General features: G+C 64.3%; 10 protein-coding genes. 5 read left to right on the top strand and 5 right to left on the bottom strand.

All coding sequences use genetic code 11. The features are described from left to right. Nucleotides 1-63 precede the first annotated feature (63 nt). Nucleotides 64-3,477: a bifunctional proline dehydrogenase/L-glutamate gamma-semialdehyde dehydrogenase PutA gene (putA, locus tag VIL88_RS14550; protein WP_331990076.1), complete on the top strand. Its 3,414-nt coding sequence runs from the start codon at nucleotides 64-66 to the stop codon at nucleotides 3,475-3,477. A gap of 53 nt (nucleotides 3,478-3,530) precedes the next feature. Here putA and VIL88_RS14545 read toward each other — a convergent pair whose 3' ends face one another. The 4 genes from VIL88_RS14545 to VIL88_RS14530 all read right to left on the bottom strand — a co-directional run bounded on the left by VIL88_RS14545 (nucleotide 3,531) and on the right by VIL88_RS14530 (nucleotide 7,207). Then, nucleotides 3,531-4,262 carry an ABC transporter ATP-binding protein gene (locus tag VIL88_RS14545; RefSeq protein ID WP_331990074.1) on the bottom strand — a complete coding sequence of 244 codons (732 nt, stop codon included), beginning with the start codon at nucleotides 4,260-4,262 and terminating at the stop codon, nucleotides 3,531-3,533. Continuing rightward, nucleotides 4,259-5,092 carry an ABC transporter ATP-binding protein gene (locus VIL88_RS14540; RefSeq protein ID WP_331990709.1) on the bottom strand — a complete coding sequence of 278 codons (834 nt, stop codon included), beginning with the start codon at nucleotides 5,090-5,092 and terminating at the stop codon, nucleotides 4,259-4,261. The genes VIL88_RS14545 and VIL88_RS14540 overlap by 4 nt, the downstream gene beginning before the upstream one ends. Continuing rightward, entirely contained in the window at nucleotides 5,092-5,991 is a 900-nt protein-coding gene (locus tag VIL88_RS14535) for an ABC transporter permease (RefSeq protein ID WP_331990072.1), read from the bottom strand. Before VIL88_RS14535 ends, VIL88_RS14540 begins: the two co-directional genes overlap by 1 nt. Before the next feature lie 142 nt (nucleotides 5,992-6,133). Continuing rightward, nucleotides 6,134-7,207 (bottom strand): ABC transporter permease, encoded by a 1,074-nt coding sequence (locus VIL88_RS14530; RefSeq protein ID WP_414650145.1) that lies wholly within the window; start codon nucleotides 7,205-7,207, stop codon nucleotides 6,134-6,136. Nucleotides 7,208-7,336: 129 nt separating this feature from the next. On the opposite strand from VIL88_RS14530, the gene VIL88_RS14525 reads away from it, so the two are divergent. From VIL88_RS14525 to VIL88_RS14510, 4 genes are all read left to right on the top strand, one after another. Then, entirely contained in the window at nucleotides 7,337-8,017 is a 681-nt protein-coding gene (locus VIL88_RS14525; protein ID WP_331990070.1) for an XRE family transcriptional regulator, read from the top strand. After that, nucleotides 8,014-9,600: an ABC transporter substrate-binding protein gene (locus VIL88_RS14520; protein ID WP_331990067.1), complete on the top strand. Its 1,587-nt coding sequence runs from the start codon at nucleotides 8,014-8,016 to the stop codon at nucleotides 9,598-9,600. Before VIL88_RS14525 ends, VIL88_RS14520 begins: the two co-directional genes overlap by 4 nt. A 219-nt stretch (nucleotides 9,601-9,819) precedes the next feature. Beyond that, nucleotides 9,820-10,923, top strand: a complete 1,104-nt coding sequence (locus VIL88_RS14515) for a Xaa-Pro peptidase family protein (RefSeq protein ID WP_331990065.1) — start codon at nucleotides 9,820-9,822, stop codon at nucleotides 10,921-10,923. Further along, nucleotides 10,924-11,493: a GNAT family N-acetyltransferase gene (locus tag VIL88_RS14510; protein ID WP_331990063.1), complete on the top strand. Its 570-nt coding sequence runs from the start codon at nucleotides 10,924-10,926 to the stop codon at nucleotides 11,491-11,493. A 162-nt stretch (nucleotides 11,494-11,655) separates the two neighbouring features. Here the strand turns inward: VIL88_RS14510 and VIL88_RS14505 are convergent, their stop codons facing one another. Then, entirely contained in the window at nucleotides 11,656-13,167 is a 1,512-nt protein-coding gene (locus VIL88_RS14505; protein ID WP_331990061.1) for an alpha-N-arabinofuranosidase, read from the bottom strand. Nucleotides 13,168-13,242: the final 75 nt, after the last annotated feature.

Below are 13,242 nucleotides of genomic sequence, written 5' to 3'. Positions count from 1 at the left end.
TCTGCCATGATGATGCATCACAGCTGACTCCGCGCCCGGCTTGGGCGACATCATGGAACACCAATGTCCGCAACCGACATCCGCCACACCCTCCACGCCCTCTACCTGGCCGATGAGGCCGAACTGGTTCAAAGCCTCATCGCCGGCACGGCCCTGTCGGATGACGATCGATCCTCCATCTCCACCCATGCCCAGTCGCTGGTCGAAACAGTACGCAAGGGCAACCGGCTGGGCCTGATGGAGTCCTTCCTGGCCGAATATGGCCTTGCGACCGACGAGGGCGTGGCCCTGATGTCGCTGGCCGAAGCCCTGCTGCGCGTGCCCGATGCGGAAACCGTCGACGCCCTGATCCACGACAAGGTGGGCGGCTCGGACTGGGCGTCACACTTCGGCGCCTCGTCCAACCAGTTGGTCAACTTCTCGTCTTGGGCCCTGAGTCTGACCGCCGACGTTCTGGGCGATCCCGAAGTGGGGCCGCGCAATGCGCTGCATCGTGCCGTGGCCCGCCTGGGCGAACCGGTCATCCGCACTGCCGTCGCCCAGGCCATGCGCCTGCTTGGATCGCAATTCGTCTTCGGCCGCACCATCGATGAAGCCATTGGCAATGCCCGCAAGTCCGAGGCGCTGGGCTACCGCTATTCCTATGACATGCTGGGCGAAGCCGCCCGCACCGCCGCCGATGCTGCGCGCTACTTCGATGCCTATCGCAGCGCCATCGCCTCGCTCGCCCCGCACTGCAAGTCACCCTCCGTGCGTGAAAATCCCGGCATTTCGGTCAAGCTCTCCGCCTTGCACCCGCGCTACGAGTTCGCGCAACGCCACCGCGTCATGACCGAACTGGTTGATGCGACTCGTCAATTAGCCCTGGCCGCCAAGGCCGCGAACATGGGCTTCAACATAGACGCCGAGGAAGCCGACCGCCTTGACCTCTCGCTCGACATCATCGCCGAGGTCCTTGCCACGCCCGAGCTCGCCGGCTGGGACGGCTTCGGCGTCGTCGTCCAGGCCTATGGCAAGCGCGTCCTGCCGCTGATCGAGTGGCTGGAAACCACCGCCGCATCGCTCGATCGCCGCATCATGGTTCGCCTCGTCAAGGGCGCCTATTGGGATGCCGAGATCAAGCGTGCGCAGGTCATGGGGCTCGACGGCTACCCGGTTTTCACCCGCAAGGCTGCGACCGACATCAGCTATATCGCCGCCGCCCGCAAGCTCTTCGCCTCGCCCCATATCTATCCGCAATTCGCCTCACACAATGCCCATACCGCAGCAGCCGTGCTGCACCTGGCCGCCGTTGCCGGCCGCGGGCCCGAAAGCTTCGAGTTCCAGCGCCTCCATGGCATGGGCGAACGGCTCCACGAGGTTCTGCGCACCAATCACGGCACCCGCACTCGCATCTATGCGCCCGTCGGCGCCCACAAGGATCTCCTCGCCTATCTCGTCCGCCGCCTGCTCGAAAATGGCGCCAACGGCTCCTTTGTCTACCAGATCGCCGACGAAGACATCCCCGCCGCCGTCGTTGCCGAAGACCCGATCGGCAAGATGCTGGCGCTCGACAGCATCCCCAACCCCGCCATCCCTGCGCCCCACGCCATTTTCGGTGAGCGCCGCAACTCCACAGGTCTCGACCTCTCCGATCCTATCGCCTTCCCCGCCATGGACCGGGCCCGCACCGCCTTCCAGACGACGCAGTGGCATGCCGCGCCCCTCCTTACCTCGCCCCATCGGGGAGAGGTCGGCGCGCAGCGCCGGGTGAGGGGGAGCTTAAGTCCAGTCTCGAACCCGGCTGATGCGATCGACCTCCTGGGCACGGTCGAGGACGCCACCCTCGACGACGTCCACTCCGCCATCGCCGCCGCAACTGCCTCGACCTGGCCCCAAACCCCCGTCGCCACCCGCGCCAACCTCCTACGCGCCGTCGCCGACCTCTTTGAAGCCAATCGCCCCGAACTCTTTGCCCTCCTCGCGCGCGAGGCCGGCAAGACCTGGGCCGATGCTGTCGCCGAAGTCCGCGAGGCGGTGGACTTCCTCCGCTATTACGCCGACGAAGCCGACACCAAGCCCCTCGGCGCGCCCCGCGGCCCGGTCGCCGCCATTTCGCCCTGGAACTTCCCCCTGGCCATCTTCACCGGCCAGATCGCCGCAGCCCTGGTCGCCGGCAATCCGGTCCTCGCCAAGCCGGCACCGCAAACCCCGCTGATTGCCTTCCGCGCCGTGCAGATGATGCATGAGGCCGGTATCCCCGCTGACGCGATCCAGCTCCTGCCGGGTGCTGGCGAAGTGGGCGCCGCCCTCACAGGTAACCCCGCAATCGCTGGCGTCGTCTTCACCGGCTCTCTCCCCACCGCCCGCAAGATCGATCAGGTCATGGCCGCCAACCTCGCGCCCACCGCCCCGCTGATCGCCGAAACCGGCGGCCTCAACGCCATGATCGTCGACTCCACCGCACTGCCCGAGCAGGCGGTGCGCGACATCCTCGCTTCGGCCTTCCAGTCGGCCGGCCAGCGCTGCTCGGCCCTCCGCGTCCTCTATGTCCAGGAAGACGCCGCCGAGCGCACGATCGAGATGCTCAAGGGCGCCATGGATGAGTTGACCCTGGGCAACCCCTGGGCGCTCCAGACCGATATCGGTCCCGTTATCGACGAAGCCGCCCGCCCGAAAATCCAGGCCCACATCGATGCTTACGAGCAGTCCGGCAAGTTGATTCACCGTTTGAAAACGGCGCAGCCGGAGCAGGGGACCTTTGTCCTCCCCGCGGTGCTGCGCGTCTCGGGCATCGAGGAGCTCAAGGAAGAAATCTTCGGCCCGGTCCTCCATGTCGCGACCTTCCGCGCCGACCAGATCGACAGCGTGATCGCTGCCATCAACGCCTCGGGCTATGGCCTGACCTTTGGCCTCCACACCCGCATCTCCTCGCGCGTGCGCCAGGTCTCCCAGACGGTTCATGCCGGCAATATCTACGTCAACCGCAACCAGATCGGTGCCGTGGTCGGATCACAGCCCTTTGGTGGCGAAGGCCTGTCCGGTACCGGCCCCAAGGCGGGCGGCCCGCATTACCTGCCGCGCTTCACCCTTGGTCACGGCGAAACCCAGCTGCAGCCCCTGACGCTGCCGGGCCCCACCGGCGAAAGCAATGTCCTGCACACCGCGCCGCGCGGCGCCGTTCTCTGCCTCGGCCCCAGCCCAGCCGACCAGCAGGCGCAAGCCGCCATGGCAGCCACACTAGGCAACACGGCCATGCTGGCGGAGCTCGATCTCGACGCTCTTAGCCACGGCAAGACCTTTGCCGCCGTCGCTTACTTCGCCGATGACAGCAATCTCCGCGCCATCCGCATTGCCCTCAGCGCCCGCAGCGGTGCCATCATCCCGCTCCTGACTTCGGCGGACGACGCAGACCGGCTTCTCCTCGAACGCCACGTCTGCATCGACACCACTGCCGCCGGCGGCAATGCCAGCCTCATGGCTCAGGCGGGATTGTAGCAAGATCGCCCAAACACGGAACGGCACCTCCCCTCGAGGGGAAGGGGCTGCGCCTACGCCACCGTCGCTGCCAGCAGCTCCTGCGAATACGGCTCCACCAGCCGCCCCTGCTTGAGCTGCTCCACGTCCGCGACTTCCACGACCCGCCCCTGCCGCATCACCGCCAGCCGGTCGCACAGAAAGCTCACCACCGGCAGGTTATGGGTGACGAGGAGATAGGTCAAACCCTGTTCGCGCCGCAGGCGCTTCAGGAGGTTGAGGATTTCGGCCTGCACCGAAACGTCCAGTGCCGAGGTGGGCTCGTCCAGCAGCAGCACCTTGGGCTCCAACATCAGCGCCCGGGCGATGGCCACACGCTGCCGCTGGCCACCCGATAGCTGATGCGGAAAGCGAAAGCGGAAGCGGTGATCTAGCCCCACTGCGGTCAGCATGGCCTCCACACGCTCGCCGCGATTGCCGATGCCGTTGATTGCCAGCGGTTCGCTCAAAACTGAATCCACGGTCTTGCGCGGATGCAGCGACCCATAGGGATCCTGAAACACCATCTGCACCTGCCGCGCCACACCGCGCTCGACGCCATGCGACCGGGCCTTCCCCAGCACGGCGATCTCGCCTGTCCAGTCCGGCGCTAGCCCTGCGATCGCGCGTAGGATCGTCGACTTGCCCGAGCCGCTTTCCCCCACCAGGGCAAAGCTCTCGCCTTCGGCAATGGCGAGGTTGATCCCGTGCACGACCTTGCTGTCGCCATAGGAGATGTCGAGGTTCTTGAGTTCGATCGCGCTCATGTGCCCGCCCACTGTGTCCGGTCGAGCACCGGCAATTCCGCCCGCTGTTCATTGATGGTCGGCATGGCCGCCAGTAGCCCCCTGGTATAGGGATGCTGCGCCTGGCTCAGCTGGCCCGCCGCACATTCCTCCACTATGCGCCCGCCATTCATCACGAGGATGCGGTCGCAATAGCGCGAGACAAGGTTGAGGTCGTGGCTGATCAGGATCAGCCCCATTCCCTTGGTTCGCACTAGGTCATCGATGATATCGAGCACCTGCGCCTGCACGCTGACATCGAGAGCCGATGTCGGCTCGTCGGCGATCAGCAGTTCCGGCCCAGGGATCAGCATCATGGCGATCATGATGCGCTGCCCCATGCCGCCCGACACTTCATGTGGATAGAGCCGCGCCACCCGTTCCGGATCGTTGATGCGCACCGCCGCCAGCATGTCGAGAATGCGCTGCTGCACCTCCCGCCGCCCCAGCCTTTCATGTGTCACCAGCGCCTCGGCGATCTGCTCGCCCACCGTCATTACCGGGTTCAGCGAAAACTTGGGGTCCTGCATCACCATGGAAATGCGGGCGCCGCGGAAGTCGCGCATCTGCCGCTCCGACTGCGCGCCCAGGTCAATGCCGTCGAACTCCATCCGGTCCGCCGTCACCAGCCCCGGTTTGCGGATCAGCTTGAGGATCGAGCGCCCGGTCATCGACTTGCCCGACCCGCTCTCCCCCACAATACCGAGCCGCTCGCGGCCAAGCGCAAACGAAATCCCCTTCACCACCTCCACCCGCCCGCGATGGGTCGGGAAACTGACGCGGAGGTTCTCGACGTTCAGCAGGGGTGCCATCATTTGCCCTCGCTCTTTGGGTCGAGCACGTCGCGCAGACCATCGCCCAGAAAGCAGAAGCCAAGGCTCACGATGATGATGGCAAAGCCCGGCATCGTCGCCACCCACCACTGGTCGAGGATGAACGTCCGCCCGCGCGAAATCATCGCGCCCCATTCCGGCAGCGGCGGCTGCGCGCCAAGCCCGATAAAGCCGAGGCCGGCAGCGGTCAGGATCACCCCCGCCATGTCCAGCGTCACGCGGATAATCATCGAGCTCGTGCAGAGCGGCAGGATATGCTGGACGATCACCCGCACCGGGTTCGCCCCCTGCAGCCGCACCGCGGCAATGAACTCGGCATTGCGGATGGTCAGCGTTTCGGCCCGGGCAATACGGGCATAGGCCGGCCATGAGGTGATCGCGATGGCAATGATGGCGTTGTTGATGCCCGGTCCCAACGCCGCCACGAAGGCCAGCGCCAGGATCAGCTTGGGCATGGACAAAAAGATGTCGGTCACGCCCATTAGCACGCGATCGGTCCAGCCGCCGAAATAACCAGCAATCGCGCCAATCAGCAGCCCCAGCGGTGCCGAGATCAGCGCCACCAGGCCCACAATGGTAAGCGTGATCTGCGAGCCCCAGATCACCCGCGAAAAGATGTCGCGTCCCAGCTCGTCCGTTCCCATCCAGTGGGCCTCCGACGGCGGCAGCAACCGCTCGCCCAGGCTCTGGCCCGTTGGCGAATAAGGCGCGATCCAGGGCGCGAAGAGAGCGGTCAGGATCAGCAGGAGGATGATTACACCGCCCAGCACCGACAGCGGATTGCGGAGCAGGGCAGTAAACACCCGATAAGCCCGCCCCACATTGGCCTGCCACCGCGAAGCCGGCGAGTCGTCAAGCAGCCAGTCGCGTGTGGTCATCGTGCTTGCTCCGGAACATTACACTGCGCGTCACCCTCGGGCCTGACCCGAGGGCTCTTCACTTCGATAGCGGCCAGCAAGTGCAACGCCCTCGGGTCAGGCCGGAGGGTGACGGCCTGTGCCGGTTGAGAATTTGAGATCATCACCGCGCCCTCGGATCCAGCACGCGATAGAGCACGTCGCTCACCTTGTTGATGAAAATGAACACCGCACCGATCACCAGCGTGGAGCCCAGCACCGCGTTCATGTCGGCATTGAGCAGCGCCGTGGTCAGGTAGTTGCCGATACCGGGCCAGGAAAACACCGTCTCGATCATCACGGAGCCCTCGAGCAGTCCGGCATAGGAGAGGCCGATCACCGTGATCAGCTGCACCCGGATCGGGTTGAAGGCGTGCCGCCAGATCACCACCCGCTCCGGCACGCCCTTGACGCGCGCGGTGGTCACGAATTCCTGGTTCAACTGGTCCAGCATGAACGAGCGCGTCATCCGGGCGATATAGGCCAGGCTGAAAAAGCCAAGCACCGAAGCCGGCAGGATCAGGTGGTTGACCGCATTCCAGAAGATGTCGACCTCTCCGGCCAGCAGGCTGTCCACCAGGATCAGCCCGGTTACCGGCGACACCAGCCCATCGTAGAAAATATCCAGCCGCCCCGGTCCTCCCACCCAGCGCAGCCGGGCGTAGAACACGGCCAGCCCCACCAGCCCCAGCCAGAAGGCCGGCATGGAATAACCCAGCAGCCCCACCACGCGGATGATCTGATCGACCCACGATCCTTGGCGGCTCGCGGCGATCACCCCCAACGGCACACCGACCACTACGCCGATGATGATGCCGATCGTCGCCATTTCCAGCGTCGCGGGGAAAAAGCGGCTGAGATCATCCGCCACCGCGCGTCCGGTCGAGACCGACTGCCCGAGATTGCCGGAAAAGACGTTGATCACATAGGAGATGAACTGCTCCCAGAGCGGCCGGTCGAGCCCCATCGCCACTTTGGCGGCGTCATACTGCGCCTGCGTCGCCCGGTCGCCCACTACCGCCAGCACTGGATCGATGGGAATGACGCGCCCGATAAAGAAGGTGATGGCCAGGAGCCCGAGAAACGTCAGGACTACCGTCACCAAAAACCCTGCCAGGGCGGAGGCGCGGCCGCCCCAGACGCGGCGGGCCGGCTTGGCGGGGAGGGGCGTGGCGATCACTGACGGGTCGAGACTCAAGCGAAAATCCTATGCCAGAACAACACGTTGTGTCCGCAGGATGACTCTCCTGCAGACTGTGAAGGGCTTCACATTTCGCTTTCACCATACAGAAATCTTTGCTTATATCAAAAAAATTTTGGTGCTTTGATGACAAGCAGCCTGCTGACTAAGCTCGACATGGAGGGGCACCCCAAGGTGGGTGCACTCATCCGTGCCCGCCGTCGCCAGCAGCAGATGACGCTGGAAGCACTTGGCAGATCAGCCGAGGTATCCGTCGGTTACCTGAGCCAGGTGGAGCGCGATCACGCGACCCCGTCGCTGGGCACTCTCGCCAGCATCGCGCGCGCGCTCGGCATCGGCATCGACTATTTCGTTTCTGCACCCACGCCCGAAACGGCGCTTACCAAGGCGGGTGAGCGCAACCGTTTTTCGGTCGACGGCTCCTCCATCATCTACGAACGCCTGGGCACGGACTTCCCGGGCAATACGCTGTCCAGCTTCGTGATGACCGTGCCCCCCGGCTACCGCTCTGAAACGGTGGCCCATGAGGGCGAGGAAATCCTTTACGTGCTGGAAGGCTCGATCACCCAACGTCTCGACGGCGAAGAGATGATCATGAACGCCGGCGATTCCCTCCACTTCCGTGGCAATCGTCCCCATTCCTGGTCCAACCACACCGACCAGCCCGCGCGCCTCCTCTGGACCGGCACGCTTACCCTCTTCCGCTCCTCGGCCAAGCCCACAAGGCAGGCCGTGGCGGCAGCAAAAGCCGGCCACAAGCCGGTCAAGAACAAGAAAATCGTCATCACGAAGGAGAAACGCACATGAAGCTGCTCACCGCTGCTTTGCTGGCGACTGCGCTTTCGCTGCCTCTGGCAGCCGGCGCAGTCTATGCCGCCACCCCAGCCGATGCGCTGGTTATTGCCCAGAACATCGACGACATCGTCGCCCTCGACCCCGCCCAGGCCTACGAGTTCACCTCGGGCGAGATCAACACCAACGTCTATGACCGTCTGGTGCAATACGAAGCCGAAGACACCACCAAGCTCGTGGGTGGCCTCGCTTCCGAATGGGTGGCCGACGAAGACGCCAAGACCATCACCTTCACCCTGCGCGACGCCAAGTTTGCCTCGGGCAACCCGGTCCGCCCCGAAGACGTCGTGTTCTCGTTCAACCGCGTCATCACGCTGAACCTGACCCCGGCCTTCATCCTGACCCAGCTCGGCTGGACTCCGGAAAACATGGGCGAGATGGTGACCATTGCCGATGGCAAGGTCGTCGTGAAGTGGGAAGGCGACTTCGCCTCCGCCTTCGTGCTCAACGTCCTCGCCGCCCGCCCGGCCTCCATCGTCGACGAAGTGCTGGTCATGGAACACGCCGAAGGCGATGACCTGGGCAATGCCTGGCTCAACACCAATTCGGCCGGTTCGGGCCCCTTCGTGATGTCCGACTACCGCCCCGCCGAAATCGTGCGCCTCACCGCCAACGAGAACTACTTCCGCGGCGCCCCGGCCATGAAGTCGGTGATCATCCGCCACGTCGCCGAAGCCGCCACCCAGCAGCTGCTGCTGACCTCAGGCGACGTCGACATCGCCAAGAACCTGACCCCCGACCAGATCTCGGGCCTGCCGGCCGATGCGGTAAAGGTGGAGACCTATCCCCAGGCCGCCGTCCACTTCCTGAGCTTCAACCAGAAGACCGAAGCGCTGACCGACCCGGCGATCTGGGAAGCCGCCCGTTACCTCGTCGACTATGACGGCATGACGCAGAGCTTCCTCGCCGGCCAGATGGAAAAGCACCAGGCCTTCTGGCCCAAGGGTTTCCCCGGCTCCTATGACGAGACGCCCTTCACCTATGACGTGGAGAAGGCCAAGCAGATCCTGGCCGATGCCGGCATCGAGACCCCGATCAATGTCACTTTGGACGTGATCAACTCGACCCCGTTCACCGACATGGCGCAGTCCCTCCAGGCTGGCTTTGCCGAAGCCGGCATCAACTTCGAGATCCTGCCGGGCACCGGTGCTCAGGTTATTACCAAGTACCGCGAGCGCACCCACCAGGCCATGCTGCTCTACTGGGGCCCCGACTTCATGGACCCGCACTCCAACGCCAAGGCCTTCGCCTACAACTCGGACAATTCGGACGAGAACTACGCCGCCACCACGACCTGGCGTAATGCCTGGGCTGTGCCGGAAGAGTTCAACGCCGAAGTCAACGCTGCCCTCGCCGAACCCGATCAGGCCAAGCGCGACGAGATGTATGTGGACCTCCAGAAAAAGGTCCAGGAAAGCTCGCCCATCGTCATCATGTTCCAGGCCGCGCTGACCATCGCCATGGCGAACAATGTCGAAGGCTATGTCAACGGCGCCACCTCGGACTTCGTCTACTACCGTCTGGTGACCAAGAACTAGCGACTTTGCCGCCACTCCCTTTCAGCCGAGAGGGAGGTGGCGGCATTACCACCAATCGTCACCCTCGGGCTCGACCCGAGGGCTCTTCACTTTCACAGCCGTTCGTCAGAGCAGTGCCTTCGGTCAAGCCCGAGGGGGACGATTGAGCTCTAAACCATTGTAGCTCCCTTCCGTGACAGCTTGGGGTCTATGCCCCAAAAACGTGCAAACAGAGCCCCCATGAACCCCACCCTCACCACCCGCCTCGCCAATCTCCGCCAGCGCATGGCCGAGACCGAAACCGACCTCGTCGTGATCGGCCCCTCGAGCCACATGATGTATCTGGCCGAACTCTCCCCTCACGGCGACGAGCGCCCGGTGATGCTGATGGTGTCGCCTACCTTTGCCGGTTTCCTGATGCCCGCGCTCAATGTCGACAGCGCCCGCCAGCACACCGATCTGCCCTTCTTCCCCTGGACCGATGCCAATGGTCCCGCCGCTGCCCTCCAGGCCCTGCTCGACGCCACCGGCGTCCCGCGCATCGCGCCTTCGATCGTTCTCGACGAAACCATGCGCGCCGATTTCGCGCTCCTGGTCCTCGATGCGCTTCCCGGTGCCAAGCGCCGCTTCACCCACGACACGGTGGGCTACCTCCGCTCCCGCAAGGACGCCGACGAATACGCGCGCCTCAAGGCCGCGCATCTCCTCAACGACCGCGCCGTCACCGCCGCCTTCGCGGCCCTCAAGCCCGGCATGACTGAGCTCGACGTCGCCGCCTTCATCGGCGACTTCTACAAGCGCCACGGCGCCACCACCGAGTTCTGCTCGGTCTGCTTCGGCCCCAACGGCGCCTTTCCGCATCACCATACCGGCACCACCGAACTCAAGGCCGGCGACGCCGTCCTGATTGATACCGGCTGCCGCCTCGATGGCTATCCCTCCGACATGACCCGCATGGGCTATCTCGGCTCCGCTCCCGAAGGCTTCGGCCAGATCCACTCGGTTGTCGACCGCGCCGTCGAGGCCGCACTGGCCGCTGCCAGGCCCGGGGCCCTCGCCAGCGATGTCGATAAGGCCGCCCGCGACGTCATCACCGCCGCCGGCTATGGCCCTAATTTCCTCCATCGCACCGGCCATGGCCTGGGCATCGATGTGCACGAGACGCCCTATATCACCGCCACCTCCGAGACGGTGCTGGAAGAGGGCATGGTCTTTTCCATCGAGCCCGGCATCTACCTCCAGGGCCAGTTCGGCCTTCGCCTCGAGGAGATCGTGATCCTCAGGGACGGCAAGGCCGAGATCTTCTCGGAAATGCCCCGCGCCGCGGTCTCGGCAGGCGCCTGAGTGACCCCGCCGGACCTCACGGCCAGCCTCGCCGGGCATGAGGTCCGCCGCGCCTCGGTGCCAATCCTCGCCACCGAGCGCCTCTTGTTGCGCGGCCACACTGCTGATGATTTCGACAGCTGCTGCCGCCTCTGGAGCAATCCCGAAGTCACCCGCAACATCACCGGCCGCCCCAGCACGCCCGACGAAACCTGGCGCCGCATGCTGGCCTATGCCGGCCACTGGTCCTTCATGGGGTTTGGCTACTTCCTCGTCACCGAACAGGGCACCGGTGCGGTGGTGGGCGAGGTCGGCCTCGCCGATTTCCGCCGCACCATGACGCCATCCTTCGGCACGACCCCTGAAGCCGGCTGGATCATCGACCCGCAGTTCCAGGGCAGGGGCCTCGCCGCCGAAGCAGTATCCGCCGTCCTCGCCTGGGCAGGCCAGACCATGCCGCGCACCGTCTGCCTGATCAACCCGGACAATTACCCCTCGCTCCGTCTCGCCCACCGCCTCGGCTACCGCGAATACGCCCGCACCGACGGTGACCATTCCGCGATCCTCCTCGAGCGCCCCCCTCCGGTCTGACAGCTGAAATCTAGCCACCGCCCCCGCAGTCAACTCCCTCCCTCTCGCGGGGAGGGGTCAAGGGTGGGGGGCTGTCACGCCCGGATCGAAGTCGCGTGCAAAGAAAAAACTGCGCCCCCACCGGGAGCGCAGTTCCTCAGCAATCGACTTGATCGCGCCAGCCTAGACCTTCACGCGCACCATCTGGTACGAGTAAGGCGGCAGCTTCACGCTGAGCACATCGCCATTCACCGCAGCGCCTTCGCCCTTGCGCGGCTTCACCTCATCCTGGTTGCGCGCCGAGTTGACGGCTTCGAGGTTGTTGTGGGTCATCACCTGGTGGTCGATGACCTGGCCCGCGCCGAAGCCCTGGAGGCTCAGTTCCACCTCGGCCTCTTCGTTGCCACTGCGGTTGACGAGGAAGAAGCTGATGGTCCCTTCCTCTTCGTTATGGACGCCGGCCACGTCCACATAGGGTGCCTTTTCGGCATGCTTGCCGTCATAGGTGGGCGACTTGACCTGGAGGTCCAGCGCCGTGCCGCGACCGAAGATCGAAGCGAAGTAATACGGGTAATAGATGGTCTGCGCCCAGGCCGGGCCGCCCTTTTCCGTCATGATCGGCGCGATCACGTTCACCAGCTGCGCAATGCAGGCGATCTTCACCACATCCGAACGGCGGATGAAGGTGTTGAGGATAAGCCCCACCATCAGCACGTCTTCGAAATTGTAGATGTCTTCCAGCAGGCCCGGCGCAAACGGCCAGCCGCTATTGCCTTCGAGGATCTTCCGGTCCTGCTCCTTGGAGTGGTACCAGACGTTCCATTCGTCGAAGCAGATATAGACGTCGCGCTTGCTGCGCTTCTTGGCCTTCACCTGCTTGATGGTGGATGCCACGGTCTCGATATAGGTGTCGAGCTTTTCCGCCAGCGTCAGGAAGTTGCCGGTGTTCTTCTCTGGATTGGCAAAATACATGTGGAGGCTGATATAATCCACATGCTCATAGGTGTGCTCGAGCACGACACGTTCCCAGTCGGGATAGGTCGGCATGTCGGCATTCGACGACCCGCAGGCGATCAGTTCCAGCGAGCGGTCGAACATGCGCATGGCGCGCGCGGTGTTGGCGGCTAGCGCGCCATATTCGTCGGCAGTCTTGTGGCCGACCTGCCAGGGGCCGTCCATCTCGTTGCCCAAGCACCAGAGCTTGACGTTCCACGGCTCCTTGCGGCCGTTCGCAATGCGCATGTCGCTCCAATAGGAGCCGCCGGGATGGTTCACATATTCGAGGAAATTGCGGGCATCGTCCACGCCGCGCGAACCGAGGTTCACTGCCAGCATCATCTCCGTGCCGACGCTGGCGCACCAGTCGGCGAATTCATGGATGCCGACCTGGTTGCTCTCCGACGTATGCCAGGCAAGGTCCAGCCGCACCGGGCGATCCTCGCGCGGGCCAATGCCGTCTTCCCAGTCATAGGCGGAAACGAAATTGCCACCGGGATAGCGCACGACGGGGACATTGAGGTCCTTGACCAGCTTGGCCACGTCGCCGCGCATGCCGTTTTCGTCGGCAGTCGGATGATCGGGTTCATAGATGCCCTCGTAGATGGCCCGTCCCAGATGCTCCAGAAACGCACCATACAACCGGTCATCGATCTTGCTGATCGTGAATTCCTTGTTCGCTACGACTGACGCCTTCACGCCGACCTCCCTTTGATCCCGTTTAGCTGATTTGTATCAGGTGAGATGTTTTAAGCGACAGCGCTGCTTCGCCGC

This window comes from Devosia sp. (assembly GCF_036563435.1).
Lineage (GTDB): Bacteria > Pseudomonadota > Alphaproteobacteria > Rhizobiales > Devosiaceae > Devosia.
This window is presented reverse-complemented; position numbering and strand designations above follow the sequence as displayed.

Coding starts and splice junctions, on each gene's coding strand:
- putA (WP_331990076.1), top strand. CDS start 64: ATGTCCGCAACCGACATCCGCCACACCCTCCACGCCCTCTACCTGGCC.
- VIL88_RS14545 (WP_331990074.1), bottom strand. CDS start 4,262: ATGAGCGCGATCGAACTCAAGAACCTCGACATCTCCTATGGCGACAGC.
- VIL88_RS14540 (WP_331990709.1), bottom strand. CDS start 5,092: ATGGCACCCCTGCTGAACGTCGAGAACCTCCGCGTCAGTTTCCCGACC.
- VIL88_RS14535 (WP_331990072.1), bottom strand. CDS start 5,991: ATGACCACACGCGACTGGCTGCTTGACGACTCGCCGGCTTCGCGGTGG.
- VIL88_RS14525 (WP_331990070.1), top strand. CDS start 7,337: ATGACAAGCAGCCTGCTGACTAAGCTCGACATGGAGGGGCACCCCAAG.
- VIL88_RS14520 (WP_331990067.1), top strand. CDS start 8,014: ATGAAGCTGCTCACCGCTGCTTTGCTGGCGACTGCGCTTTCGCTGCCT.
- VIL88_RS14515 (WP_331990065.1), top strand. CDS start 9,820: ATGAACCCCACCCTCACCACCCGCCTCGCCAATCTCCGCCAGCGCATG.